The organism is Chamaesiphon minutus PCC 6605 (assembly GCF_000317145.1).
Taxonomy (GTDB): domain Bacteria; phylum Cyanobacteriota; class Cyanobacteriia; order Cyanobacteriales; family Chamaesiphonaceae; genus Chamaesiphon; species Chamaesiphon minutus.
In genome coordinates this window covers 1,307,027-1,333,794 of the sequence record NC_019697.1, presented here as the reverse complement: position 1 = coordinate 1,333,794, position 26,768 = coordinate 1,307,027, and the positions used below count along the sequence as shown (strand labels likewise).

Below are 26,768 nucleotides of genomic sequence, written 5' to 3'. Positions count from 1 at the left end.
TTGGGGGACTTCCCAATCCGGTTCCCCCAGAATTGGGGGCTAGGGGGCGCATTATCAGTAAAGTAATACACTTAACTATGATCGACGAATTTCCAGTTATTCAAGTACCATCTGATGCGGCGAGAGCACCAGAAGCAATGGGAACAAAGCGAAAATTTTGGTTCCACGACCCCGAACTTTGTACTTGTCTTTTTAAAAGCGCACGACCTAATACAGGTGAGGACTGGGCAGAAAAAATCGCTGCTGAACTTTGCGAAGCACTGGGATTACCTCACGCCAAACAAGAATTAGGAATTTGGCAAGGACAAAGAGGAACCGTCTCTCCAGCCATGATTATGCCAAATGAAGACCTAATCCACGGTAATGATGTCTTAACTGGAATTGTTTCTAGCTATCCGCGTGAGGAACTATACAATGTCTCTCAACACACGTTAGATGTCGTGTTCCAAGCAATTACGATCAACAATACTCAGATCCCCATCAACTGGACACCACCAACATCGATTGAAAGTGCCGCCGATACATTTGTTGGTTACTTGCTACTCGATGCTTTGATTGGCAATGGGGACAGACATCATGAAAACTGGGGCTTAGTCAGCACGATCGATCGCACCATCCATCTGGCACCTACCTACGACCATGCTTCCAGTCTGGGGCGAGAATTACCAGAGGAAAAACGGTTAAAACATCTCCAGAATAAAACCGTTGGGGCATACTTAAAGAAGAACTACTCAGCTTTTTATGCCCAAGCAAACGATAGCAAACCTTTAACAACTCTAGCGACGTTTCAAACTGCCGCTAAATCCTATCCCCAAGCCGCTAGAGCTTGGTTAATGCAACTCTCTGGCATATCATCAGAGTGGGTCGAAAGCTTATTAGCCAGAGTCCCCGCAGATCGTATGTCTCCACCAGCCAAAGAGTTTGCCGCTGGGATTCTGGCATTTAACAAAGATCGATTACTAGCTCTTCAAGAGGAACTACCATGAAAACTCTTTTCCTCACTTGGCAAGATGCCGTTTCCCGCGCCTGGTTCCCGATCGGCAAACTGACCTATGATGGTCAGAGATATGGTTTTGTCTATATTCAGGGCGCACTCCAAGCTCAGTTATCAGCGAATTTCCGCCCCCTGTTAGCATTCCCAGAATTCGATCGGGCCTACACCTCGATCGAACTTTTCTGGCCATTCGCCAACCGTCTTCTCAACAAATCGCGTCCTGAATACCCAGAATTCATCGACTGGCTTAATCTCGACTCAAACGGCAACCCTGCATCAATCGATCCGATTACCCTCCTCGGTCGTAGTGGCGGAAAACGAGTCACCGACAGCCTTGAAGTCTTCTCAATGCCAGAGCGCAACGCTGCTGGGGAATACGAAATGCACTTCTTTACCCACGGACTCAGACACTACCCCGCCTCCGCCCAACAGCGGGCGGCAGAATGTGTCATTGGTGAAGAATTGATGCTCATGCACGACATTCAAAATGAGTACGATGCTAACGCCTTAATGCTGCGGACGATCGATCGACACAATATTGGTTTCTGTCCGCGCTATTTGGTCAAAGACTTTTTCCAATTAGTTGGCAAACAGCCCCAAGCAGTGAAAGTAGTCGTCGAAAAAGTCAATCCGGCACCCACGCCACTCCAATTTCGATTGCTGTGCAAATTAACAGCCAAATGGACACAAGAATTTCAGCCATTCTCTGGCGATGAATATCAATCGATCGTCCCTACGCCTACACTAGCTGAATGTTGCTAAAAAACATGATTTTCTAGTGAGGATAGCCCCCTGTCTTGACTCGCTCAACCTGGAGGGAACCTCCAGAGCGCGAGTCGCTAAATCCCCAATTCTGGGGGACTTCCAGAGACTTGCTCCCCCAGAATTGGGGGCTGGGGGGCTTAATCAAGAGTTACTACGAGTTGTTGTTGCTGAATTGTTCTCAAAATTCAAGGTGGATACTGCACCATTCTGGGGAATAATACTGAGAAGTGCTCTACAACCTTGCTACATGACCACATCAGCAGCCGTTCGCCAAAAACTCGTAGAAGCCCTCAGCCTCGATCTCGTTGGCCCCGATGCCACTGCTGATTACCATTACCAAGATGAAATCATCTCCCAATCTCCGAGCAAATGGTATCTAACCGGATTTCTGGTGCCCTACGAAGCCAGCGTCCAAGATCGGAGCGGTGATACTGCTGACGAAGGACTCGAAATAGATGCTCCTACGAGTAAATCCAGCGAAGACGAAAATACGCCAGAAACTGCATCAGCTAGAAAGGCTCTATTTCCATCATCGATCGGACTTAGCTTCCTGATTAGCGATAAGACCACCAGTTTAGATCTAGAAGTGTATTGGGGCGACTACCAGCCGCTCAAACCAGATGGCATCGAAAATAAAGCCAAAACTGACAGATGGCAACGCCAGCGACAATTACAGCGGCTCACAGTTACTATTAACGACTCGACTAAGCCCGTCACCCTCGATGTTCCCCACAGCGACGGACTCAAACTAGCCATCTCCAATCGCCCCGTTAACGGCACTACCAAGCTACCCGCTGGCACTAGAGCAATTTCGATCTTTCTCATCAATCATCGTTGCCCTAAACCCGACGAGGAGAAAGATACAGGCTATATCTTCCAATCCCACCTCACCATCCATAATCGCGATGGTTTCATTCCTCGCCCCGATTTACGCGATCGACAAATTGAAGACGATGACGAGCGGATTGCTGACTTACAATATCGCGATGACTATGAATTTGCCTGTGGGCATAATGTTTCGGCTCTAGTGCAGCGTCAAGATTAAAACTTAGGGTTGCTAAAATGAGGAAAATCGGCAAAATTAGGCGAATAAGTGTCAAGCGGATGGCGAAAAAATATATTGTCAGACTGACAGCAGAAGAACGTTCCCAACTCAGCCAAGTAATTAAAAAATTGAGGGGTAGTAGCCAAAAGGTGCGCCGCGCACAAATTTTACTCAAAGCAGATATTGAGGGCGCAAACTGGACAGACGCGCAAATCGCCGCAGCGTTTGACTGCCGAACGCAGACAGTGGAAAATATTCGCCGCAGATTAGTGGAGCAAGGCTTGGAGATAACCCTCAACGGTGTCCAGCGCAATACACCCCCACGGGCGAAATTGCTCGATGGGAAACAAGAAGCCCACATCATTGCGATGCGGCTGGGTGAGGCACCTCAAGGCTATGCGAACTGGTCACTACGGCGAATCTCACGCAAGGTGGTCGAACTGGGGCTGGTGGAGTCCGTCAGCCATGAAACAATCCGCACTACTCTAAAAAAAACGGGATGACCAATCGCCAGATTCAGTACTGGGTAATTCCCCCAACTGCTGATATTGAAATGGCTCGGTTGCTAGAAGGTCGCTATGCCAATTGTCCGCGAGTGATTTTAATTTGTGACCAACTCAATACTCATACCAAGGGCGCATTTTATGAAGCTTTTGAGCCAGAACGCCGCTGACATCCAAATCCAAGTCGATCTATCTCATTGGCAAGGACAGATCGACACATTACCGAATACGATCGAACTCCGCAATGAATACGGGCGGATGTGGCGAATCGATCGCGGACGCGGTTATGCCGATATAATCGACGATCTCGACTATGAATATCATCTCTATTATCTAGATAATCGACTCGCCCTGGTCGAATATCGGGGGCAAATAACATTCAACAACATGACCCCAGAGTTAGAGCTGGCAACGATCGAGGGCAAACACCATCAACAGTGGACGATGCCCGAAATTCAACTACAGCCAAGCAAACCACCAGCCCAATTAGATCGATCTAATGACGATCTTTATAGCATTTTACCGAGCGGCAAACGTGGCTTGACCGCAGCAAATCTTCAACTTTTAGTTGCCCGTCAACGGGCAAATGAAATCTTAGCCTGAGTCAAATTATTTCGAGGCTTGCGCTTCATCCAACGACGATTGAATTTTATTAAGAGATATTAACTGTGACTAGAACCGCCGCAAACAACTCCCGATCCACTCGCGATGAATATGAAGATGACGATCGGGATAATAGCACTAAGCAAAAGCCAAAAGGCAAACAACAAGAACCATTATCTCAAGATCTAGAAGCCAAAGCTTACCGATTTACTCGCGATACTCAACTGATTTTAGCTGGAGCTGCTGCTGGATTAATCGTCGGTGCGATTAAGAATTTGACAAGAATGGGCAAAGCTTTTGGAGCCTTACTCTCCGCCCAAAAATCCAACCACCCGATCGTCGATGAGGTTGTCTCAAACTTTACTAAAACTGAAGATGGCAAAATCATCATCGATAAATTCCCTAGCAGCAACGACCCAGTGTATCGGTTTATAGAGCAAGCTGCTAGTCAGAATGCCTGGGATCTAACTGCTGCCGATCCGAATACGATTAGCTATGAAAAAGTTGGAGACGAACTAAAAACCCTCGATCGACAACTTCAGTCAGTCAATACAAATATTGCAAATTTAGATCTAAATAAACAAGAGCAGATCGAACTTGCACTAAAAACATCTAATGATATTAAAGATAACAGTACCCAACTCGCTCAAATGCAGGATATAGCTAATCGAATTACTGAAGCGATTGAGGTAAAATCTCAGACGTTAAGAGAACAAGCTCGATCGCCACAATCGCCATTGATGTCATTAGAAATTCAATTAATGACCAAACAAGTCGAATCATATTAATATAGAGATCGGTATAGCTCAAGAAGCATTGGTAAATCATGGTCGAATATTTGCCAAAAATATGGAGATAGATCTGCCTGATGTCAATGGCAAGAGCGATCTAAATCTGAATACCGATCTAAGTGCTGCTGACGAGCTAAACAATTCGAGCGATCCAAGTACCTTAGATAATGAAGAGGACGGTCAGCCTCTACATGTTAATCCCCTGTCCGCAGATGTAAATGGTGACAGCTTGGAACTAGATGAAAATTAATCCTAAAGCATTTAATTTAATATTTAATTCTTAGACATTGATTTTAAAACAATAAATGCTCGATCTAATCTCTATATACCCGATAATCTCGATCGAAATCGCCGTCGTCGATCGCCGCAATACGCTTGAAAAGTTACAGTTCATCGCTAACGAACTCGATCGTCCCGCTCGAATCTGGTCGGTGTTTACTGCTGAATTTCAAGCACTAGATCGATCTACAGCCGTCTCAATCGCTGACAACCCTGCTGTTCAGATCGTCCGATTACTTGCCGAGCTGCATACCAATCGCACCGGACTATACATTTAGAGTACAAATATCAAGTATTTGCCACCTACGGACTAGAATTCATGAGCGGCACCACCACTAAAGATATTGGTGGTCTAGAGCATATTAAAACTGCCCTCAAACAAGTCCAGATGGATTTCTCTCCTGCCGCCAGAGCCGCAAATCTACCCTTGCCGCGTGGCTGGCTACTCGTCGGGATTCCAGGTGCGGGAAAAAGCTATCTCGCCAAGCAAGCCGCCAAAATCTTAGGATTCCCGCTAATTAGCGTTGGCATTGATGTCGCTAAATCTGGCGGTGCAAAAAAATTCAAGCAACTTTTAAACCGAATTGATGCGATCGAACCCTGCATCATTTATTTCGACGAGTTCGACAAATTTTTCATCGGCGATGACTCCGGCGAATTTCTGGGAATTATCCTCACCTACCTCCAAGAAAAAACCTCCGAAACATTCGTCCTGGCAACTATGAACCTGATGAATCTGCCCACTCCGCTCAAGCGGTCTGGTCGATTCGATAAAATATTTTACCTGGACTTCCCATTCGATGCAGAGCGAAAACAAATTCTGCAACTCCACTGCGCGAGATTCGATCGAGCCTATGCAGATTTAGAGCACGGACGAATGACTGGTGAAGAGTGGATGAACATCCTCGAAGCAACCGATAACTATACCGGAGCCGAACTAGAACATATCGCGATCGTTGCCGCTAAAAGTAGCTTCTACCGTAATCCCGCCGCCGCGATTCAAATCGGCATCGACGATCTACTTGCCGCTCAACTGGAAGTAGCCAGCATTTATACGATCGATCCTGAAGGTGTTTCAATCATCCAGAACGAATCCAAAGGCATCGCCCAACCCGCTAGTTCCATCCAGGCATCCTCATTTAATTTACCTAAGATCGATATTTGGAGTTGAGGTCAAAACGAATATGATGCGTAACATATTTAATATTTACAAAACTAATAAAAAACCTTTCAATAAGTCTCATCTCCTTTTTCTCGCTCTTGCCTTCTGTCCAATTTGGCTACAAACCTGAGTTCGATGAGGCATAGCCTCATCGAACTCAGATGTGACAACATGTTCAGCTTAATAGCAAATTTTATGTAAATTTTGGCACGATAAAACCCATCATTAAGATGATTAATGATTGAAAATATTGAGTTAAGTTAATAAATAAATAATCGGCTAAATAGGAACAATACTAAAGAAGTTTTGAGCAGGCTCATCTAGCTTCAAACTCGGCTTTTTAGGTTGATGAGTATAAGCAATTAATGCTGTAATCAGATTTAGCATGAAATTATGCAAGCTCCGATGGCGAGAATGGACTAAATAACAAATATTTTTTAACTGGTCATTTACCGTTTCAATCAGCGAGCGTTTCCGAAGTGATATTTTGTCATCCATCAAGATGAGCTTGTTTTTCATATTAGATTTTAGTGGCGTAATTAGCTGCAATCCTTTATTTAATAATTCTTCAAATAGTTCTTTCTTAATATATCCTTTGTCTCCAAATATTTTTCCTGATATTCCCTGTGTCATTGATGGCAAATGTGTGCGGTCATCGACATTGCCAGGTGTGATTTTGCAGCTTAATATCTCTCCGCAATCATTAATAATTAAATGAAGCTTGAATCCAAAGTACCATCCCATAGAACTCTTACTCAGCTTGGCAGTTTCTTTGAAAACCTTATTTCTTTTAATTCTTTTTGGGTGACAAACTGGAATAGCCGTGCTATCCACGAAACTAATTCCAGTCACCTTACCTTGACGAGAGTTGAGATAATAAAGGCAAGCTATTAAAACATTTGGCATCAACTCCACCATTCTATTGTAACTAACCAACTTTGGAAAATAATCAGTTAAGTTTTGACAAACATTTTTGAGGTAATAATCCTTAAATGTTCGATAGCTTGACTGATGGAAATGAATAGAAATAGTCATGACCTCGCTCAGTGATAGGCCGCAGCGTTTTGGTAAGCTATTACCGTTGGCAGGGAAAGATATTGATGAAAAAGTTGCTAGCCAATCTTGGCAGAAATCATCTATTTCACAAAATAGTTCGGTTAAGTCCATCATCTAAGTGTGGTTTTCTAATATATATATTAATTTAACCAGAATCAGAGATTATACATAAGGGTTGCAATGCTATTTGTACTTTTATTTGCCGACCGCTCCTCAGAACTTTTAATAACTTATTAATTGTTAATTATTTGTAATTATCGATCGACGTTTTACTTCCAAGTCATTATCAATAATCAAAGCTTATTGATAATGACTTGGAAATATCTCATTTTAATAATTGATGTTTATGACTCAAGCACAGTCAGAGACTTGATTTGATGATGAGGCACAGCCTCATCGAACTCAGGTGATAAGTGTCCGACTTATGCTACTTTACAACAATATGATGCGGCGATCGAAGTTAATCGCGGCACGATCGAACAACTCCAGATTCAACATGGAGCAAAAGTTAATTTAACCTTCGCTAAAATCCGATGAAAATCCATTGGGTCGGCGGACAATTACCGAAAGTTGGCAAATCTTGGACAGCGAGAGCCTTGATTGAAGGACTGTATCTCGATCGAGGTATCCAAGTTGTGACGATCGATACTAGCTATGGTTCGCCACTTTCAAAACTGTATAATCCAGGCTTATTAGCTGCATACTCACCCGATCGATACTTTACCACCGATGGATTTAAAGAATACTTGACTGATGATATTTACTATATCGCGCAAAAATATCCAGTACTTGTAGTTAAGTTAGCTAGCTATTCCCAGCAGCTATTTTTCGAGTGGATTGAAAGTTCTGGCATTATTCAAGATGATATCGATCGTGAATTTTGGTTTGTCAGTAACGGTCGGAGTGAAGGATTAAGCTATTTTCAAGAAATTTGTACTCTGCCCTGGCAAATTCACTTTGTCAAAAATAATAACTTTAAATTCTGGCATCCCAGCCTCCCAACCGCAGCTCTACTAACCGATAATATCGATCTGCGGATCTTGCCTGCGACAATTACTAACCCCCAAGAAATCGAACTAATCGAAACATCTGGGCAACCACTAATCCACCTAGCCGCGCCCCAAAACCCATACCTATATCTATCCTCTTGCACTCGAATCAGCCGATTTCTCCGCCAAAGTAGCCTCAATCTGCTGGATGCAACTCCCGCATTAGCCGCCCCCCGTACCCCATCTCAACCCAGCCTGAATTCCGTTGAAACCTTACCCGCACAGATCTGTGACGATTCGGTCGATTTCCCCGTGGAAGAGGAAGACCCGATCCCCTGTTAAGATCTAGTTAATACTAATATACAAAAGTATTTTTGTATATTAGTAGATGCTATGAAGATTCGATCGGCAAGCCCTACTTAACTCTTTGAAGAAACTCAATAGACTTAGAAATATCTAGCAAGTAGTTTTGAATGATTTCAATAGAATAGATATCCGGTAATGCTTGTTGGAATTTACTGAGTCGATACTCTGGTAAATTGATTGATATAGCAGCTTGAGTTGCTGCCGATTGCCAAAATGAAGGTTTGGAAATCTCTGCGATCGCCAGTTTCAAACTATTTATTGTAAAACTATCTCCTTCAATTTTTAATTTAAAATTATCGACAACTATTTTTGAGTCTGAATAAACTTGCAGTCCATATTTAAGTGTGTGATTGATGGCACCACCTGCAAATGTCCAGCAGATGGCTCGATCTGGGTCAAATTGAAGACTCCAGCCAGAGGACTTTAGTAGCGGGGCTAGTTCGTGCCGATATTCATCCAGTACGAACTGTGCTTGCTCATCAAGGTAAGGGAGCGAATCTTGACTGAGAATGATTTGCCGAACCTGCTGACATAGTTCAAATCCCAGCAATTCTGGGATGAATCCTCCCCAACTGGGCTTTTTCCCGCGTGGAGCTGGTATCACCAACACGCTTCGCTCCGCATGGTTGACGTGCAATACCGTCCAAGATCTCCCGCCTAAAATGAATGAGCTAACTTCTGGAACTAGTTTATCGACGAAGATCTGCTCTAAGGAGCCAATTGTATAGTTGGCTTTAGTTTGAACTTTATAAAGCTGCGGGCTACTAAATACAGCATAAAGCTCCATAAAGTTCTTCCGACCATAGACCTTCTCTGCTTTATCGCCGATCGATAGCAATCCTCCAGATCCAAATAGATACCCTGTCTGAGTCATGTGCTCAATTAAGGTTTCAAATTCTGCGTAGGCAATCCCGCTAAAGTCAGGTACGACCGAAAGATACTCCCAGCATCGCTCGGTGCTCACACCACCAAACTGAAGCGTTAGTGCCAGTAACTGATGCACTAGCACAGGCCAAGCTCTTGTCTGAACGGGAACTGACTCAACCCATCCCGTTCTTGCCAGCTCGATGATGGAGATCGCTTGTAAAACTGGTTCGATATCTTCGCAGTAAAAGGTGGTGTTGGCTTGCTGTCCGGCACGGCGACCCGTGCGACCGAGCCGCTGCAAAAAGGAGGATACTGTCGAGGGTGCATTGGCTTGGAGCACTAGGTCTAGATCGCCGACATCGATGCCGAGTTCTAACGTTGAAGTGCAAACGATACAGGCGTTTGTCCCATACTGAAATCGAGCTTCCGCAGCAGTCCGTTCCTCTAGCGAGACCGAGCTGTGGTGGACGAAGACATCGGTGCCACGATCGCGCATTCGATCGGCAATGTCTTCGGCAAGGGCGCGACTTTGACAGAAGAATAGGCTTTTGCGATCGGCAGCTTTGGTGCTGGCCGCTGTTGCAATACTGCCGATGGTATCGCGGAGATAAATTCTGAGGTCTTTGTGCGAAGTTACTTTGGGCGGATCGATAATACAACTCTCTCTGTGGGAAGTCCCCTGCATCCAGGTCAGGATATCCGCTGGATTCCCGATGGTCGCACTCAGCCCGATCCGCTGGATGTCATTCGGTGTAAATCTTGCCAACCGCTCCAGAACGGAAATAAGCTGTGTGCCGCGATCGCTGCCAGCTAGAGAGTGAACTTCGTCGATGACGATTGCCCGTAAGTCTTGAAATAGTTGGACATGGGGCACTTTTGCCGAGAGGAGCATGACTTCTAATGATTCTGGCGTGGTCATCAGCAGTGCAGCAGGTTCGTTCAGAAACCGTCTTTTGTCAGCAGCTTTGATATCGCCATGCCAGAGGAATCGCCGTAAACCAACCATCTCGGTGTAACGCCCCAATCGATCTGCTTGATTGTTCAACAAAGCTTTAATCGGCGCGACATAAATCATCCCAACGCCTTTGGGTTCGTCAGCCATCAGCTTCGCCAGCAGCGGAAACATCGCTGCTTCCGTCTTGCCACCTGCGGTTGGGGCGAGGATGACCGCATTTTTGCCGTCAAGTAAGGCGTGGCTCGATAGTTCTTGCACCGGACGCAGCGATGTCCAGCCTAAGTTTGAAGCAATCGCGGCTTGGAGTCGGGGCGGAAAGCGGGAGAAGGCGGATGTCATGGCTAAAACTCAACTAGGGAGTATCCCTTGTCATCCTCTGGTTCGGGATCGAGGTAGGGAAGTCCTGCGCTCAATCTCTGTTCGATCTCATTTAGTGCAGTTCGATCGAAGCCTGCCACTACCATCGGATCGTAGTCTTCATTCTCATCGGTGAGATCCAGCACATTGACGAATTGCCGGAGGAACTGACGGGGGACTACACCCACATCGCCTTGGAAACCTTGAGTGGTTTTTGCCACTAATCGATCGATAAAGTCTACGGTAACTTTGTTCATCAGACGGTGGCGATCGACTGCGGGATATATTTCCCTCAACTTGAGTGCCACTTCCTTCAGCCGATTGGCATCGAAGGGTTTGAGTTCTAGCTGGGGCTGACGAGTGCTGACAAATCCGCCTTCATCCTGGAACTTAATCCGCTCGTAGAGTGGCTGGAGTCCAGCAACGCCGCGCTGGGTGTCGAAGAATTCCGAGGTTCCGGTAAATAACCACAGCAACCCGCGATAGCGATCCGCCGCATCGCAAATCTGGCGGATACCGTTGAGGGATTTACCGCGCACATCATGGCGCATTCTCAAAATAGTCTCAGCTTCATCGATCGCGATCACCAGTCCTTTATAGCCCGCTGCCTTGGTGATTTCCAGAATACCCTGGAGGTAATCTAGGGCTTCGCGACTGCCGATGTCACCCTTAATCCCTGCCACCTTCTTGGCACTGGCAGATACATTTTCACTACCGGATAGCCAAGCTAGTAAGGCACTGGCTTCGGCGACTTCGCCTTGTTGTTTGAGTTGAAAAATCGCGCGGAGGACTCGCGCCATATCTTCTGGAGCTTTTCCGGCAGTGAGAGATGCTAATTCTTCTTCCATCCGCTGTTGGACTTGGGCATCGAAGCCCTCACTTTCTTCGTCAGCACCGCCAGCAATCAGCGCGTCTTCGACCTTGGCAATCCAGCGATCGATGATGTCGCTCAGGGCACCTCTGGGGCAAGAACTGGTACCTAATTCTTGCACTACTTTACGATATACATCATCAAATTTATAAAAATGCAGGTCGTTATCCGAGACTACGACAAAGCTAGTGGCAAACCCTTGCTCCTGTGCTTCTAAGACAGCCAGACGGGACATGAATGTTTTACCACAGCCATAACCACCCCTGAGAAACTTGAATACTCCTTCCCCACTGGCCGCAAGACTGAGTTGACGACGGATTTCGGTCTGCTGCTTATCGATCCCTACAGCAAAGGCTTCTAGCCCCCGTTCGGGGACGGTGCCTGAACGGAGTCTCTCTAAAATATGCTCTGTGTCTTTTTCGCTGATTGCCATATCGGATCTAGGTTAGGTTTGTTTGACGTAGCGTTTACCACTACTGGTAGCTTCAGTCCTGACTGAGAACGGTACTTTCTGGAGGTATTCCTCAAAGGCGACAGCGAAGCGGCGAACTTGACGCGGATTGCCTAAAATTATCGCAAGTTCGGATTCCGCGATCGAACCATGCTGCTGGAGGTGGAGAAAAACTCGACCCACATTGGGGTCGGCAAAGCTATCTTGCCAATCGCCACTAGTCTGGACTGTAATGGGCGTATCTTTCGTCCGGCGCAGGGTGCCAGCGACCTTAAAGTACGACTCTAGAGTTGCAGGTTCGACATCTTCTGAAGCATCTGGATGGTAAACCTCGATTCTGACTCGTTCGTCTTGGTATCCAGCGAGGTCGAAGACCACCTCTACCCATTCTGCATTCAATTGGACGGGGATCTGCTGATTTTGGATCGCGACATTGGGTACATCTTTAATATTCACTTGGATATCGTGACGATCTGGTACCCTCAGAGCTAAGGCGATCGTTTTAGCTCCAGTAAAACTGAGCACGCCTTGGGCGACAGGTGCTGGTTTGACTCGAACTTTCAGCCGACTAAATCCGGCAATATCTGGTTGCGCTTGGACTTCTACCGCGTATTTGACGGTTTTGAAACTGCTGACATCGCGATTATGCGATACGCTCAACACCGGAATTACCCGCTCTTGGAGACTATTGCCACCGTGAACGAAGGTTGCGCCAGGATTCCCCGTTGCAAATACCGCAGTATCTTTACGAAAGAGTAAATATCCGGTCTGACCTTCATAATTAAGTGCGCCCAGAGACACTGTGACGGTTTCTGCCTCGGCTCGCGGATGGTCGTCGAGAATATAACGCCGTTGCGGAGCGCGGATCGTCCCCCAGGTTACTTGTTTGGTGGTCTGGTCTTGGAGCAGGAAACCATGATCGGCCGTAAAGACAAATTCATTGATGCCAATGCTTTTGAGTCGATTCCATGCCGATTTTAACTGCTTGAGGCACTCTTCAAAGGCAATTAAACCCAGATTGGCTTCCCCCGCATCGTCGATTTCTTGACTATGAACGACGATTAAATCCGCATTCGCACATCCTTGTTTCAAACTGTCGGTCGATCGATCGCAAACTTCGCTCAATTTAAGCTGTCGCACTCGCCGCCGACCGGAATTAACATTATCCACGCTGCGATCGCCCATCGCCCGCACCCGCTCATCTGGCTTGCGGACGGTATATTCGCCCGTTTTGAAGCCCTTGAACCCCCGATCGCTCCCCAGGGTGAGTTTTCCAGCTTTACTCAGCGGAGCGAGGACATTCATCCCTACTGCGGTAATGGTGGGTAACTCCGCATAACGCGCTCTGAGGGTAACGTTCGTGCCTGCGCCTTCAAAAGCGGAGATCAGTTCGGTGGCCATCTCATAGCGAAAGGCATCGATGATGAAATAGGCGGTCTTCGCAGCGGTTTGGGTAAGCGGATGCACCTCTTGCTCGTAGAGCGATCGCTGTTGCAGGGATTCTACTGGCAAAAATCCTTCACTTTCACAGATCTGGGCGAAGCTGTGGGCGAGGTCATCTGCCCATTCCCGATAACGGCTGCGAAGCTTGTCGGAAATTTCCAAAAGCGAACCAAAATGTGGCAGAGTCGAGCTTAAAAGTTTAGCCCGCTGTTGCTCGAATTTGCGGTGGGCGCGATCGACCGTACACCCCGTTTGCGTGTAACCCTCTAAGGCACTGGTGAGATTAGTTCGACCCTGAAGCGGTTGCGGGTGCCGAATCAATGCCAGACCGAGGGTAGCGGCATCCCGAATTAACAACCACTCGATCCGCCGAGTCCGATCGCGAGCCAGCCAGAAGGAGGGCTGCTCTAACCGAACTTGCGCCCACTCCAAAGCTTTTTCCCAGGCTTCCTGCTGGAGTGCCTGCAATGCTCCGCCTAAGATGGCATTTTCTTCGCTCAGGAAGGTATCGATTTTACCCAGATCTTCCGGTCGGAGATCTTTTAGCTCCGGTTCTAGATGTCCTTCTACTTGTCTGGCGATCGTTTCATAGGCTTGGGGATGGCTGTCGCGCAGATAACCGACCAACCGATCGCAGGTTTGTTTGAGTGGTGCGGAGAGTTGTTTGAGCCGTTTCAGATCGTCCAGCATCGGCGATCGAGCTAGATCGTGGACATATTCGACGCACATCAGCCATGCCACGAAAGTTTCACCCAGATCGCTGAAGGAGAGGGTTGTGGATTGGCGATAAAAGGTTTGGAATGTTGCATCCATTCCGGTCTTGCGGTAGAGATAGTCGGAGAGGATGCTCAGACTCTGGGCATCGCTGAATTTGGTCTTAAAGCTAGTAGCTGCTGTGGCGATCGTGCTAGCTAACACCCATTCGAGGTCGAGACTTTCGAGGTATTGAGATCGATCGCCTTGCGGTTGGTTACAGGCGACTGCTAGCCAATTGTCAGCGGCACTCAGGTCTAGATCTCCTGTGTTGAGGTAGGCTTCGATCTTGTCGGGGTTAACGTGCCCTGAAGCAGTTTCGCGAATGAGGGTATTGAGTGCCTTACGATAGCATTTGCCAGCGCGATACAACTCTAAGATCGGCGTTTTCCGAATGCTTTCGGTGGTATGTCCAGGCATGTGAATCAACACTCGATCGGGTAATTCGCCGTTGCCATAAGGTTCTAGTGCCAGCAGCATTTCGAGGTAGCTGCCCCGAAATGGAATCACCGGAAAGGGAAATTGCTCTTGCTGGTAACGTTCCACCAGTCGATCGACATAGCTGTTATACGCCGCGTCTTTATCGAGCCACACGACAATGCCATGCTGACGCAGTTCGTACTTCAGTTCTTCTTCTAAGGTGGTTGCGATTTGACGAGCGCGGTTATCTCCCCCAAGGTATCTACGAGCCAACATGGGATGATTTCTGGGAGCGGTTTGGCACCAATAACTACCTTTAAACAACTGCTCACGGGCTTGCGATTGGCTCTGGGAAATCTGAAACTAGCTGGCTGTCGGCGGGTATATATTGGCGGTAGCTTCATCACAGACAAGGAACGACCAAATGATTACGATGGTTGCTTTGACATTTTTGGGATCGACGAAGAGGCGATCGATCCCATTTTTCTGCAACCGGATCTGGCGGCGCAACGGACTAAGTTTAGTGGTGAATTAGTCCCGAATCCAGCAATGGCAGGGTTTTTTCAAACCGATAAAAATGGCAATCCCAAAGGAATTATCGTCTTAGATCCGACTGCTATCCCCTAATTAATTCAAATTACTGCGAGGAATAATCGATCGTGATTCAAAATAAACATCAATATAAGGTCACTAATTCTAAACTCAAAGAATTAGAGCAATCTTTAGCAAATCTAGCCGCTAATCCCGAAGGATTGTCCGAACGTCTGTGGCAATCTCAGCAAGCGGGAGTAAGAGTGTGGATCGACCGATTGAAGGCAGAAATTGCCGAATATGACGGGTTGCAGCAGGGCGAGTCGGTGTTCAAGATTTCTTCCCTCACCGAACTACCAATCGCCTTAATTAAAGCCAGAATTGCTAGCGGCATGACTCAAAAAGAACTAGCCGAAAAAATTGGCGTGAAAGAGCAACAAATTCAACGCTATGAAGCTAATCATTATGATTCGGCTAGCTTCGAGCGATTGCGGGAAGTCTTTGAAGCTCTGGGCATAAGTTTTAAAGAAATAATTATGGAAATCGAGGGGTCTGCTGCGATCTCGAAATCGCTATAAAGGCAGTCGTGCAGCAGAGCGGCTCGTTGGGTAGGGTGTGTTATTCATCCCCGGCTTCAGCCGCAGCCTCAAACAAAGGCCCCAAGTCTTCCGCATCATCTACTTTTTTCCGCTTTTTATCGCGACGTTTGGCTTCTTTTTCTTGGAGTTCTTTAACCTTATCGGGATAATCGCTTTCAAACTGCTGCCGGAGCCGATCGGAGTCTAATTCGTCGATCGTGAAATCCCCCGCGATTTCGTCTTGAAGGCGAAGTTCCCATTCGTAGGCTTTGGCGGGGTGGTATTGCCAGAAGCAGCCGTGGGCGACGGCGAGGGAGGGGTCAATTTGGCATTTGGCGGCGACGCGCTGGGGGAAGTAGCGGGCGGCGAGGTGCGACCAGTCGTAGTCTTTTTTGCCTTGGGCGGTGCAGAGTTCCGACCACCAGGTTTTGGGTTTAGTCCATTGGGGTTCGAGGAGCGGCCAGAGGGCGGCACTGTTGACCATTACGCCGTCGTCGAGATCGAGGCTGAAGCGGGCATCGGTTTCGCGGAGGGTGTCGCTGGGTTTGGCTGGGGGTGCGCCCTGTTCGGCGCACTGTTGGACGAGATCGGTAAAGGTTTTGAGTTCGGTGGCGAGTTGGAGGATTTTGCTGTAGCGATCTTCGGCTTGGTTCTGCTGTTTTTTGTCGCCCTGGTTGCGGGAGTCCATCAGGTCGCTGAGTTCGCCTTCGAGTTGGCGGAGTTCGGGGAGGAGGTATTCGGCGAGGAGGGTGGAGAGGGTGCTGTCTGTCCAGCGGTGGATGCTGATGTAGGCGACGAAGTTTTTATTGGCGGAGGAGAGGGGGAAGTAGATTGGGCGTTGTTCGTACATCTTGACGTGAATGTCTTTGAAGAAGTTGAGACGAAGCCAGTCGCGGAGGGGTTTGGCGGAGGCGATCGAGCTACCGTATTGTTGCCATGCGGTGGTGAGGGGTTGGCAGGCGGGATGGGTGAGGCTGTCTGTGGATTCGGGTCGATCGCCAGAGTAGGCGGAGAGGTAGAGGATGCCGTGGGGCAGGGCTGTTTCGGGGGTTTCGGCCAAAATGCCCTGACCGCTGGCTCCGAAGCGTCCGAGGGCAATACCGAGGGCGTAGGAAACCCAATTGGCGGCGGGGGGTTGTTCGTAATCTGGGTTCCAGTCGGGGAGGGGTGTACCGGAAGGTCGATCGACGGCTTGCTGTGCCCAGGCTTGGGCATAGTTCCAGCCGGAGGTTCCAGGTTGTCTGAATTCAACGGAGGTTTCGCGGGCGGCTTCGTGTTCGGTGAAGGTGAGATCGAGTTGGGCAAAGATTTCATCTGCGGATTCGATGGGAAAGAGGGGAAGACGTTTTACATCACCGACTTGAAAATTAACTGTTGGGTTTAAGGTATATAAAATAGTTGGCGTTGCTGAATTGATGTATGATATGGCGACCGCCGCTTAGGCGGCGCGCAAGCTTCGAGACCAAAAAAATATTCAAAATAGGATGAAATCTTTAGCTACATTTAATAGTTAGCTGAATATGGGATGGGAACATCCCAGAACTTGAGATAGTGAATTAGTAATCTAACTGAATGTGCCAGCATTTCTTTCGACTTAGAATAGCAAAGCGTCTTGCGATGAAGTCTGGCTAAATAGTGTCTAAGCCTTGTATTTTCTCCCTCTACTCTAGTCATATAAGTTTTACAAATAATCTGGTCTCCATCTGGAATAAATATCGGGTAGACTGGCCATCCATCCGTGATGTAAAAGTAGCATTTCCAGCTACTGACTAGTTCCCATAATGGCTGAAAAGTTTTTGCACTGTGGTCGCCCAGTACCCATCCTAAAATTCCTGGGTGAAAGTGATTTACTGCCGTCCAGAGCCAGATTTTGTTTTTTTTGAGCCAACAAATGTTTCTAGTTCATCCAGCTCTCCTACTTGTGGAATTATTTCTGGTGCATAAGCATTTGGGAGTAATTCACCGACTTGCTTAACCCAATTAATAATACTTGTATGATGTACTCCCTTAATTCGCTCAATTGCTCTGAAACCCATCCCATTTACATACATGAGGAGACATTCTTTTTTAATTTCTTCTCCATAACCTTGATCAGTTTGATAACAATCTATGAATTGTCTGCCGCAATCAACACAGATATGATTCTGTTTGCCTGCTTTATGCCCATTTTTATTAACACGAGTTGACTTACACTCTGGACATTCGATCGACTCTAATTTACTGTTCATTGTTTTTAGTCAACTTTACACTCGATCGTTATATCATACATCAATTCAGCAACGCCGGATTTCCTATGTGTGCGATGGGAAAGTTTATCGCGGCTGCGATTTAGGCTATGGCTGGAACGATATTTCCGCCAAACTCAACTACCAGCCAGAATGGGATCTCGAAGTGATGCAACAGGCGAATGCTGTGGCTAATGCAGTCAACGCTAAACTCGATCGCCATCAAAAGACTCAGTTAGATCGCCTAACCCAGATTAGCTGGCAGATGCTCGATGGTAAACCACAGTTTAAAAATACTCGCCTCACGCTAGATTATGACCCCGAACTCCAACAAATGACCTTGTTGCGGCATCGCCCCTGTAAAGTGGTGCTGTGCGCTCAGATGCAAGCCGATGGTAGTTGGCAACCAGTTGGCTTACCCAATATTCAACCTAAAGATGTCGAACTCATCGATCGCACGAGTCTAAAATTAGGGATTCAAGCTCTTGACGACTCTCCGATGGATAATCTCGAAGCTTGCACGTCGATATTCGACGATCGAGCTGTAATATCCGTTTCAATCGACCATTCTATCGATCCAAATCGAATTAACCTCGCAACTAAACAACCTGAACCTCAGTTTTATGCCGATGATGATGGGTTGTCGATGTAACTATCGAAGCGTCGTCTAACAACGATCGAAATCTAGTTCTCGACCTTGATTGTTCGATCGAGCTTCGCACCGACGATGCAGTCAAACTTAATGTGACTGCATCGGTTTTTTGTCGGTTTAGATGCTTCGCTTAGTGATTGTGAAAACCTATCTATTTTTGCCCGATCGGATAAAAAGTTAGGTCTATTTACTTCACCTTGTCTTAGGTACAAATCATGACCATAGCCGATAGTAGACTGCCGCTTAAGAACACCGCCGACTTTCCCTGTAAAGAACTTCTCCCTGGAATTGTCATCTGTGAATCGATCGATGGCGATCCCCACTCTTGGGGCAATGCAACTCATCAACAACCGCCGTTCCTGGTATATCTAGGCTATAATTTCCCCCAGGAGCGGGATGATTATATCGCTCAACTGCGGAATATTTGGAAGATCGATACTGAGATTACCTACCGTGCCGCCAAACGGGTGACGGGTTATTGGTATGAGATTAAAATTCGGGGAATGCGGCGGTATTCAGACCCTGCGGTGTTTGATTTGGAGTACTTGAGTGAAAGCCAAGACTATGGCTTAGATTATCTGGTGCATCTAGTTCAAGCACGGCTGGAGGAAGCCGATTATGAGACGATGATGACCAGTCGAGTTATCACCCACTGTTAAGATCGAAAGATATCGATCGATTGCTAGTCGATCGATATCTCCTTGCCAACACTTGTTGTTACACGATCTCTCAATACTTCGATCGATCTCCATCCTTTTAGTTTCTAGTCAAGCCGACCCCGAACGTAACAATCGTCGTTCGACTCAAGTGCCCACTGGAAGACGCTTGGGCATCAAAGGCAGTAGGAAAGTCGATCGTAAAATTGGATATAATTATGTGTATATAACATATGAGTATTTTGATTAAACCGCGATCGTTTGAAATGCTCTAAATTATTCGTGATGAGTATAATATCAACCATATACTTCTTGAGAAAGACTGGTGTACCTAACATATAATTGGCATAGTTGCTGAAATTAGGAAATTTATGATTACTGCGCTGTTTATGGGCTGGACAGATCCGATTACTCAATCCTGGTTTCCAATTAGAAAAATGTCCTTGACGGCTGCTGGCTACCATACTTGTTATGTGAATGGAGTTTTCCAGGCGATCGATGTTAGTCCCAATATGCGATTGCTATTTGAAAAAGGATTGATTAAACCTGATGAAGTTAAAATTTCTCAGGACATTCCGGCGATTTTCGCCCAGCGGATGCCAATCGCTCGTCCTGAAGATGCTCAAGAGGAATTGGAGTTTTTTGGCTTACCCAGATATCCTGTTAACCCAATTGCTTATGCGTCTAGAAGTGGTGGGTATTCAAATACTGATGGCTACGATCTCTTTCCCGAAGTTACCGCTGATGGTGATGGGGACTATCACTTTTATTTTCTGCCTCAACATCTGGTGAAATTACAAGCTTCAACTCATGAATATATCGATCGTCTCTCAGTAGGCACAGTTTTAGATGTCGATTCGGCTGGCTATATTGCTTATGAAAACACTATTTTAGGGAAACTCCCTGGATATCTAGCTGATGCGATCGGGCACGATCGTTCGATTGAAATTGAAGTTGCTAAAGTTAATTCACAAACTAGCTGGCGTTATTATCATCTGCTTTGTCATGCCACTGTTAAATTCAAACCATTTACCGAATCACACTACCAAGTTTTACAAAGTGTTTTAGCTGCATGAGCGATCTATTTCCCATTTATCAGCTAACTGAGGAAATGAAAGTAGTTACCGATCGCCCCAAACAGTTAAAAGGTGTACTGAATAAAAGTTGGTACGAACATCCAGAACTAGGCTTATGTTTGTTCAAAGCTGCAACTTCACCGCGAATGCCAATTCCAAACGTGCGGAATGATTGGTCGGAAAAGGTGGTTTATGAAATCTCAAAGCTATTAGATTTACCTGCCGCTCGTTATGAATTTGCGCTGGCTTGGAATGAAGAACGACAGCGTTTTATTGAAGGCTCTTTATCGATCGACTGCTTGCCTTCAGGGTTTGAATCTATTGCTGGTGGAGACTTCCTGACAAATAGTATTCGTGACTATGAAACAAGTTATCCATCGAGCTATAGTGTTGAGAATGTCCTAACATCTTTGTTACAAAATGAGGTGGGTTGTCCTCAAAACTGGGCCGGAATACCAGGAATAGCTCGTGCTACCGACTTATTTGTGGGCTATCTAGCTCTAGATGCAGTCTGTACGGGAGTAGACCGACATCCAAATAACTGGGAAGTAATGCTCGGAGATGGCAGACTAGATCTTGTCCCCAGTTTCGACCACGGATCTAGTCTTGGTGGAAACCTAAGTGAATCGACCAGAGCGACGATTGCTGCCAGCGACTTCGACCCCAATTTAATGAAATCAGCTTTCTGGAATAATGCCGGACGAGTCAATCCAATTCAAGCATTTGAGATTGCTGCAAATATCTACCCTGATGCTGCTAAGATCTGGCTGGAAAGGCTCATTCAGATCGATTTAGATCGAATCGAAGCTATCTTCGATCGAGTCCCTGATGAGCGAATTAGCCCCCTTGCTGCTAAATTTGCTCAAGACTTGCTGGAGGCTAACCGCGATCGAATCCTGAGTAATTTTGAGCGTTGGGGAAGTTGTATTTAGATCGAGCGTTCATTATTGGTTCTCGGTTTCAAATAGGGTAAGTTCTATGTTGCGTGCGCCATGCAGGACACGAATGATGTCGATGGTGTCTTCAGTCAATTGGTAGAGGATGAGATAGTTTGGGAATCCTTTGACAGGGTATTGGCGAACTTGTACGACTTCTGGCTTAGTAAAACCGCTCAACCTGCCGATGCCAGGGGTTTTGGCGATGAGTTGGAAGGTGGCTTCGGCAGCATAGATAAATCGATTACCTCCGGTAGGCTACGCCAACGCCTGCGTCTAAATTGTCATAGCTAATGTAGGTGGAAATTTCAACGAGATCTTGAATGACGATCGGGCGTTTGTTCAGTTGTGGCATGGTTTAGTTGCCTTGACTGATGTTGTGGCGGACGGTGGCGCGGATCTGCGACCAGTCGTCAGAAGTCATGGGGGTGGCGGAGCCAGATTGGATGCCTTCGAGAGCGAGGGTTTCGAGACGAGCTTGGCGATCGCGGTCTGCTTGGATCAGGGCTTGGATGTAGTCGCTAGGTGTGGCGTAGTGACCGGATTCGATTTGGGTTTGGAGGTAGGTGGTGAGGCTTGCGGGGAGGGTGATGGGGAGAGTGTTCATGGTGTTTGAGACATAGGACAATGGTGTACTAAGCCTCTCTATTTTACTCGATCGCTTAATGTTGTTTCTGGCGAATCAATTACTCTCCATCTACGGGATCGCTCCAACTTTCCCAAACTTGACTGGTAAAGTATATTAACCCAGTGGTTGCGGGTGGAACTAGTAGTTAATAAAGCTAATCGAGATAGGCGACATCACGAGCTAGGAGGAAGCCTTTACCAATTTCGGCGGGTAATTTTTCCCCAGCTAACCAAGAATTTGCTCCAGTTAAAGCTAATCCATGATTTTGCATTGGATCGCCGTCCCTATTCAGTAATTCACCATGAGTAATAATAACTAATAATTTTGGTGATTTAGCTTCTAGTAAAACGGTTTCAGTTGCTCGATCGCCAGTGAAAAAGTGAGCGTCTGAATCGAGTTGCAACTTGAGCGAATTGAGTAATAATTGACTTTCGGGAATGGGTTGAAATAATTGGGGAGTGAGTGCAGAAGCAAGATAATTATAATTTGGATTACCGATCGCGATCGATGGATTGAGCGTTGGCCGCGCCTCACCATCGGAGAATCGATCTGGGCGATCTGTACGGGTTAAAAGTTCTCGCAAAGTAGATAGATAAGTACAGACAAATCGATCGTTTAGAAGCCCGCCCAGATCCCCGACTTCTTCAAGAATTCGGGGATCTGAACCCACTAGCAAATTCACGCTCGGTAAAGTATGCAATGCACCATCAGGGATAAAAATTAGCTGCTTAGTTTCAGGATCGATCGACTCTAAAACAGGTGTTAATAATCGCTGCGACAATTGCAGATCGATAGATGTTTTCTCAACCTCTGGCACAGGTTTTGGCTGTTGATTCGACGGATTTGGACGCGCCCCAAAACTCGGTAAATTCGCATCACAAGCCAGATCGTGATATCGACGAATTAACCCATCGATTTCCCCCACATCGCCCAATTTCACCATGCTCACATTCCCCCCAGGTGCGAAGATAAACGCCACATATTGGGGAGCTTGCCAAAATTATAAACATCAAAACGATAAAATTCGATCGCGCAACTATCCGCTGGCAACGCCGCAAAAATCGCTGGTAGCGTGACATGTTGCTGAAGTTGGCGCAATTCCGGTACATTTGCCGAAAGCTTCCGCTCCAATCGATCGATCTGCTCCGTTAGCGTTTGTTTGATTTGCTGATGAGACTCCCTCGCCGCATCATCCATTACGCTTTGGTGATGGTAATAGGTGTGATTGAGGTGAGTAAGTTTGCCCTGAGCGGTGGCTAATTCCTGAAAATCTTCAGCTAAATCGGGATATTTGTCACCATAACGCTGATAGTTTAACTCTACTTCTGCCTGTGCTGCAAAAGCCTTTCGTCGTGCAACTGCGATCGCTACCTGGGCGATTTTCTCACTGTCATCGGGGAAATATTGACAGAGTAGGGAAACTAATCCTCCTAATCCACTTTGATGTTCTTCCACAAAAGCGAGGCGATTTGACTCGGTACTATAACCGAACCACTGACACAAAATATTCTCTTCCACTTCCACCGCTAGTAGCATCAAAAGAAAAGCTCTTTGGCTCTCCCGCCTATATGGGGCAAATGGGGTAAAATGTAGCAATAGCGGAATTTTATCCCCATCCCAAATATGGATTTTCACCTAGATACTTTACTAAATTTACCTAATATTGTTGCCGATAGCTATTCGAGCACGTTAGATGCCATAGTTGTGAAGTTACAATTAGTTAATGCTGGAATTAATTGCCCTAATTGCAATGAATACATATGCCATGTACATCAAACTCGTCCGGTTTTAGTCAGAGATTTATCTGTTTTTGGATAGGTAGTATACTTACAAGTACCTCGCCGTCAGTTCTATTGTTATAACTGCAAAACATCACCAACTGAACCTTTGTCTTGGTTGAACAAGAGACAAAGGCAAACGAATAGATATCAAGAATATATATATGAAAAAGTCAAAGAATCAACCGTCAAGCAAGTCAGTGATAATGAAAAGATGAGTGAGAATGCCGTCCAAGATATTTTTCATAAAGTTGCTAAATTAAAAAAAAGCGGATGCGCGCACGCCTTTGTTTCCCGACGGTTTAGCGCACCAAGCAAGACTGGGGGCTGCCTAAGCGATTAAGTTTAGACGAATTTGCCAGAAGGAAAGGACCATTAGTGACAAGTTAAGAAGCGATCGCACTTGTCAAGCGGGCTTGAGGCGATGAGTCGAAGAAAAAATTGTCTGTTCGACTCATAGAATCAGGAAAAGGTGCAATAATTAACTTAACATTAGGTTTACGAACAGTTTTAACAATACCTAAATCTTGATTCTCTGGGGCAGCAAAATAGGTGACTGGATTGGCAGCTAAACCTTTATGATGAGCTACATGAAAGTGATAAAGACCTCGATAAATCATCTCTAAAGAAATGCGGTCGAATGGGAGAGATAATTCATCAGCTACAGCATCACCTAAATCGACTAGAACTGCTAAAACAGCCAAGTCCCCCACATCTGTAATTTAATTCCATTAACTGAACCAGTCCATAAATAACTCAACCCGAGCAATCGTTTAACAGTATTAAAAGCCTCTTCAATTCGCCACCGTCTTCCGTACAAATCGGCGACTACATAGGGAGGAAGATTCAATGGGTCGAGTACACTAGTTAGATAAGAATACCAGACTTTACCCACTTTAATTTCGACTAATCTTACAGTTATATATGGAGTCTTTTTGGTGCCAGACCCCATCCGCACTATTCGGTCACGGATACTATAACTATTGCTAAATACTCGCTCTATCTGTAGCGATGCACCTTTTTTTAATCGAGTAATAAAATGAATATCTCTGTTAATTAATTCTTGCCAAAATTGGAAATGATAGAAGCCTCGATCCAAGAGCAATAAAGTGCCCGATGTTACTAAATTCAGGATATCTTTCTCAAAATTAACATCTGAAGCTTTGGGATTTTCTCTAAACCAGATTTCAATCGGCAATCTCGTCACCAAATCTATGACTACTCCCATTTTTCCCGCTAGTTGTCCGATTGGCACATCAGATAAGCTATCTAATTTCTTGAATATCGCTTCCAATGTGGAGCCATCACATGCCCAAATCCGCTCAAATTTTGCTTGAGCAAATTCAATGCTTTGTGGCAACAATCGCTGTTTTCTCTGGTGCCACTTCACTCTAAATTCTGGCAGTAATTCCTTAAACACTCTCTCAAATAACTCAGATGGAAAGGTCAGAAATCTTTGTGCAATCGCCTGTTGACTTACTTGTGTTGGCTCACACCACAAAAATCCTTCTCGCCCTAACATTCGGCTTAGTTCTCTGACTCCTGGCACATTCCGCCACAGTAGCGTCAGCACTGCTGCCATCATCAAGGGTAAATTTAACAGCCGATTTCTCAGCCCTAATTGTCGGTAGTAATGACTTTGATTGAAAATTGCTGGTGTCAATAAAGCCTCTACTTGAGCGGCGATGATCTCATCTTCCACACCCGGTTGGTGGTTCTTTTTGGCGTGGTCGCGGTTACTTCTTCGGCGGCTGGTCATCAGGCCTCTATTCCCTCAAACTCTTGACTAGAAACAGTTTGGCATCTTTTTATTACCCTTTTGACAAATCTCTGATTTTCTTAACTTGTCACGAATGGGAAAGGACAAGGAAAATTTGCTACGATTTTAACAGAAATTAAGTTAATAATTCGCCAAAGTTATGGATTTAAGAATTTCGATCTAATGAAAGAGAAGCTATTGGCTTGCTTATTTGAATAATTGGAGTGAAACGGAAATTATTCAAATAAGCAATACTTATCACCGTATGGGCGGGAGAGCCGATGTAACGAGATTTATTGTCACGAATATATGGCTGATAATCTGGTTCATCTATATTGTCTATGATGTAAACAGATGGATCGTCAGCATTGTGCGGACAGTGTACGACTCTAATCAAAAAACTCAGTTTGCTACTATGGCTCTTTTCTTTTTTGGGTAATTTCAGTAACGGATTTAATTTTGGGACAGATTGATAAAATTTTTGAAACTCACTGCTAAAATTACGAAATACCACCCGTTCTATTTTTAGATCGAGTACTTCAATCAACCTTCTATCAGCATAAATTAGAATATACTCCGATCTGTTATCCTGAAATTTCGACATTCGCTGGTGAAGAATCGGCACTTGCCCACAAACCTCAGTTTGCAGCAGAGTATACTCATCCATGATTTCAAGCTGATGATAGTACCGATTGTCAAACGGAGCTTGATTGACACTCAATTCCATTAATTGCCGTATCCGATAATTAGTTACGGTCGTTAGGTCGCATAAAGTTAGATTATTGCTGTTTTTTACCACAGTAGAGGACATCGGTAGCCGCAAGGAAATACAGGTGCAGGTATTCAAGGCGAACAGATCGACCGGAATCTTCAGTAAATACCATCAGCAACTCAAGCGATCGAACTCAAACGGAGTCTGGATCGATAGATCGCTCTCCCGTGTAACCCCGTTGCCGAGCTAAAGTTACATTTTGGCATATCGAGCGGTCTTAGCTTATTCTACCTTTGATGAGGATATTACGGACTCAAGATTCTCAAAATGAGGATAAAATGGAGATGTGCCGCTAGCTCAAACTAACAGCATTAATAGAAAGAAGTTGCACGAGTGAAGACTACCGAGCTAAAAGCTTTGATAATTCAAAAAAATAAATAAGCGAATGTAATGCCTCTTTTGCAAAGATTTTAAAGACTTTAGTAACAGTTATCTTGAAGTAAGCTCCGTGTCGATAAAAAAACTCTGCCAATTATAAATATTGAGAAAGATCGGCCATGATATTTAA

Annotated in this window: 29 protein-coding genes and 1 pseudogene; 18 read left to right on the top strand and 12 right to left on the bottom strand. The window is 45.7% G+C overall.

Annotated features, from left to right (window positions below):
• Positions 1-77 precede the first annotated feature (77 nt).
• From CHA6605_RS06165 to CHA6605_RS06125, 10 genes are all read left to right on the top strand, one after another.
• The gene (locus CHA6605_RS06165) at positions 78-986 is read left to right on the top strand and encodes a HipA domain-containing protein (protein WP_015158645.1); all 909 of its coding nucleotides are present in this window, start codon (positions 78-80) and stop codon (positions 984-986) included.
• Positions 983-1,756 carry an HIRAN domain-containing protein gene (locus CHA6605_RS06160; protein WP_015158644.1) on the top strand — a complete coding sequence of 258 codons (774 nt, stop codon included), beginning with the start codon at positions 983-985 and terminating at the stop codon, positions 1,754-1,756. The genes CHA6605_RS06165 and CHA6605_RS06160 overlap by 4 nt, the downstream gene beginning before the upstream one ends.
• Before the next feature lie 250 nt (positions 1,757-2,006).
• The gene (locus tag CHA6605_RS06155; RefSeq protein ID WP_015158643.1) at positions 2,007-2,804 is read left to right on the top strand and encodes a hypothetical protein; all 798 of its coding nucleotides are present in this window, start codon (positions 2,007-2,009) and stop codon (positions 2,802-2,804) included.
• A 17-nt stretch (positions 2,805-2,821) separates the two neighbouring features.
• On the top strand, positions 2,822-3,307 hold the full coding sequence (locus CHA6605_RS06150) for a helix-turn-helix domain-containing protein (RefSeq protein WP_086936177.1): 486 nt from the start codon (positions 2,822-2,824) through the stop codon (positions 3,305-3,307).
• Complete coding sequence (locus tag CHA6605_RS33710; protein WP_157259847.1) at positions 3,304-3,477, top strand: hypothetical protein; 174 nt, start codon at positions 3,304-3,306, stop codon at positions 3,475-3,477. The genes CHA6605_RS06150 and CHA6605_RS33710 overlap by 4 nt, the downstream gene beginning before the upstream one ends.
• Positions 3,449-3,910 carry a hypothetical protein gene (locus CHA6605_RS06145; RefSeq protein ID WP_015158642.1) on the top strand — a complete coding sequence of 154 codons (462 nt, stop codon included), beginning with the start codon at positions 3,449-3,451 and terminating at the stop codon, positions 3,908-3,910. The genes CHA6605_RS33710 and CHA6605_RS06145 overlap by 29 nt, the downstream gene beginning before the upstream one ends.
• Positions 3,911-3,975: 65 nt before the next feature.
• A complete protein-coding gene (locus tag CHA6605_RS06140; RefSeq protein WP_015158641.1) occupies positions 3,976-4,698 on the top strand; it encodes a hypothetical protein in 723 nt (240 codons plus the stop codon).
• Between the two features lie 61 nt (positions 4,699-4,759).
• Positions 4,760-4,951 (top strand): hypothetical protein, encoded by a 192-nt coding sequence (locus tag CHA6605_RS06135; RefSeq protein ID WP_015158640.1) that lies wholly within the window; start codon positions 4,760-4,762, stop codon positions 4,949-4,951.
• 55 nt (positions 4,952-5,006) lie between these two features.
• On the top strand, positions 5,007-5,258 hold the full coding sequence (locus CHA6605_RS06130) for a hypothetical protein (RefSeq protein WP_015158639.1): 252 nt from the start codon (positions 5,007-5,009) through the stop codon (positions 5,256-5,258).
• A gap of 41 nt (positions 5,259-5,299) precedes the next feature.
• A complete protein-coding gene (locus CHA6605_RS06125) occupies positions 5,300-6,151 on the top strand; it encodes an ATP-binding protein (protein WP_051038727.1) in 852 nt (283 codons plus the stop codon).
• A gap of 270 nt (positions 6,152-6,421) precedes the next feature.
• On the opposite strand, the gene CHA6605_RS06120 is transcribed toward CHA6605_RS06125, so the two are convergent.
• Positions 6,422-7,309 carry an IS982 family transposase gene (locus tag CHA6605_RS06120; RefSeq protein WP_015329006.1) on the bottom strand — a complete coding sequence of 296 codons (888 nt, stop codon included), beginning with the start codon at positions 7,307-7,309 and terminating at the stop codon, positions 6,422-6,424.
• Between the two features lie 422 nt (positions 7,310-7,731).
• On the opposite strand from CHA6605_RS06120, the gene CHA6605_RS06115 reads away from it, so the two are divergent.
• Positions 7,732-8,529 carry a P-loop NTPase family protein gene (locus CHA6605_RS06115; RefSeq protein WP_015158638.1) on the top strand — a complete coding sequence of 266 codons (798 nt, stop codon included), beginning with the start codon at positions 7,732-7,734 and terminating at the stop codon, positions 8,527-8,529.
• A gap of 73 nt (positions 8,530-8,602) precedes the next feature.
• On the opposite strand, the gene CHA6605_RS06110 is transcribed toward CHA6605_RS06115, so the two are convergent.
• Genes CHA6605_RS06110 through pglZ form a run of 3 tightly spaced genes read right to left on the bottom strand, consistent with a single transcriptional unit; the run spans position 8,603 to position 14,946 of the window.
• Complete coding sequence (locus CHA6605_RS06110; RefSeq protein ID WP_015158637.1) at positions 8,603-10,714, bottom strand: DEAD/DEAH box helicase; 2,112 nt, start codon at positions 10,712-10,714, stop codon at positions 8,603-8,605.
• A 2-nt stretch (positions 10,715-10,716) separates the two neighbouring features.
• Positions 10,717-12,036 (bottom strand): BREX system ATP-binding protein BrxD, encoded by a 1,320-nt coding sequence (brxD, locus tag CHA6605_RS06105; protein WP_015158636.1) that lies wholly within the window; start codon positions 12,034-12,036, stop codon positions 10,717-10,719.
• 12 nt (positions 12,037-12,048) lie between these two features.
• Entirely contained in the window at positions 12,049-14,946 is a 2,898-nt protein-coding gene (gene pglZ, locus CHA6605_RS06100; protein ID WP_015158635.1) for a BREX-6 system phosphatase PglZ, read from the bottom strand.
• A 3-nt stretch (positions 14,947-14,949) separates the two neighbouring features.
• Here pglZ and CHA6605_RS06095 point away from each other — a divergent pair, with 3 nt between their 5' ends.
• Positions 14,950-15,297: a DUF6932 family protein gene (locus tag CHA6605_RS06095; protein WP_015158634.1), complete on the top strand. Its 348-nt coding sequence runs from the start codon at positions 14,950-14,952 to the stop codon at positions 15,295-15,297.
• 32 nt (positions 15,298-15,329) lie between these two features.
• Positions 15,330-15,779, top strand: a complete 450-nt coding sequence (locus CHA6605_RS06090) for a helix-turn-helix transcriptional regulator (RefSeq protein WP_015158633.1) — start codon at positions 15,330-15,332, stop codon at positions 15,777-15,779.
• A 40-nt stretch (positions 15,780-15,819) separates the two neighbouring features.
• Here the strand turns inward: CHA6605_RS06090 and CHA6605_RS06085 are convergent, their stop codons facing one another.
• Positions 15,820-16,839: a hypothetical protein gene (locus CHA6605_RS06085; RefSeq protein WP_198288442.1), complete on the bottom strand. Its 1,020-nt coding sequence runs from the start codon at positions 16,837-16,839 to the stop codon at positions 15,820-15,822.
• A gap of 443 nt (positions 16,840-17,282) precedes the next feature.
• Positions 17,283-17,986, bottom strand: a protein-coding gene (locus CHA6605_RS32580) for an IS1 family transposase (RefSeq protein WP_422678764.1) whose coding sequence is annotated in 2 segments (ribosomal slippage) — positions 17,283-17,647 and positions 17,647-17,986 — 705 coding nt in all. Because the reading frame shifts where the segments join, the coding sequence is not laid out codon by codon here.
• An 88-nt stretch (positions 17,987-18,074) separates the two neighbouring features.
• On the opposite strand from CHA6605_RS32580, the gene CHA6605_RS06075 reads away from it, so the two are divergent.
• The 4 genes from CHA6605_RS06075 to CHA6605_RS06060 all read left to right on the top strand — a co-directional run bounded on the left by CHA6605_RS06075 (position 18,075) and on the right by CHA6605_RS06060 (position 21,320).
• Entirely contained in the window at positions 18,075-18,656 is a 582-nt protein-coding gene (locus CHA6605_RS06075; protein WP_015158632.1) for a hypothetical protein, read from the top strand.
• Between the two features lie 215 nt (positions 18,657-18,871).
• Positions 18,872-19,315, top strand: a complete 444-nt coding sequence (locus CHA6605_RS06070) for a hypothetical protein (RefSeq protein ID WP_015158631.1) — start codon at positions 18,872-18,874, stop codon at positions 19,313-19,315.
• 368 nt (positions 19,316-19,683) lie between these two features.
• The gene (locus tag CHA6605_RS06065) at positions 19,684-20,388 is read left to right on the top strand and encodes a hypothetical protein (RefSeq protein WP_015158630.1); all 705 of its coding nucleotides are present in this window, start codon (positions 19,684-19,686) and stop codon (positions 20,386-20,388) included.
• A complete protein-coding gene (locus CHA6605_RS06060) occupies positions 20,385-21,320 on the top strand; it encodes a HipA domain-containing protein (protein WP_015158629.1) in 936 nt (311 codons plus the stop codon). Before CHA6605_RS06065 ends, CHA6605_RS06060 begins: the two co-directional genes overlap by 4 nt.
• Before the next feature lie 12 nt (positions 21,321-21,332).
• Here the strand turns inward: CHA6605_RS06060 and CHA6605_RS37100 are convergent, their stop codons facing one another.
• The 4 genes from CHA6605_RS37100 to CHA6605_RS06040 form a co-directional block, all read right to left on the bottom strand.
• Complete coding sequence (locus tag CHA6605_RS37100; protein ID WP_315874937.1) at positions 21,333-21,512, bottom strand: type II toxin-antitoxin system RelE/ParE family toxin; 180 nt, start codon at positions 21,510-21,512, stop codon at positions 21,333-21,335.
• 169 nt (positions 21,513-21,681) lie between these two features.
• The gene (locus tag CHA6605_RS06050) at positions 21,682-21,930 is read right to left on the bottom strand and encodes a ribbon-helix-helix domain-containing protein (RefSeq protein ID WP_015158628.1); all 249 of its coding nucleotides are present in this window, start codon (positions 21,928-21,930) and stop codon (positions 21,682-21,684) included.
• A gap of 175 nt (positions 21,931-22,105) precedes the next feature.
• Entirely contained in the window at positions 22,106-22,930 is an 825-nt protein-coding gene (locus tag CHA6605_RS06045) for a CHAT domain-containing protein (protein WP_157259844.1), read from the bottom strand.
• A complete protein-coding gene (locus CHA6605_RS06040) occupies positions 22,897-23,586 on the bottom strand; it encodes a hypothetical protein (RefSeq protein WP_157259842.1) in 690 nt (229 codons plus the stop codon). Before CHA6605_RS06040 ends, CHA6605_RS06045 begins: the two co-directional genes overlap by 34 nt.
• 252 nt (positions 23,587-23,838) lie before the next feature.
• Here CHA6605_RS06040 and CHA6605_RS37095 point away from each other — a divergent pair, with 252 nt between their 5' ends.
• Complete coding sequence (locus CHA6605_RS37095) at positions 23,839-24,072, top strand: helix-turn-helix domain-containing protein (protein ID WP_086936175.1); 234 nt, start codon at positions 23,839-23,841, stop codon at positions 24,070-24,072.
• Positions 24,073-24,115: 43 nt separating this feature from the next.
• Here CHA6605_RS37095 and CHA6605_RS31365 read toward each other — a convergent pair.
• Both CHA6605_RS31365 and CHA6605_RS06025 read right to left on the bottom strand, forming a co-directional pair.
• Positions 24,116-25,488, bottom strand: a pseudogene (locus tag CHA6605_RS31365) (IS4 family transposase).
• Between the two features lie 166 nt (positions 25,489-25,654).
• Complete coding sequence (locus tag CHA6605_RS06025) at positions 25,655-26,299, bottom strand: hypothetical protein (protein WP_157259840.1); 645 nt, start codon at positions 26,297-26,299, stop codon at positions 25,655-25,657.
• Positions 26,300-26,768: the final 469 nt, after the last annotated feature.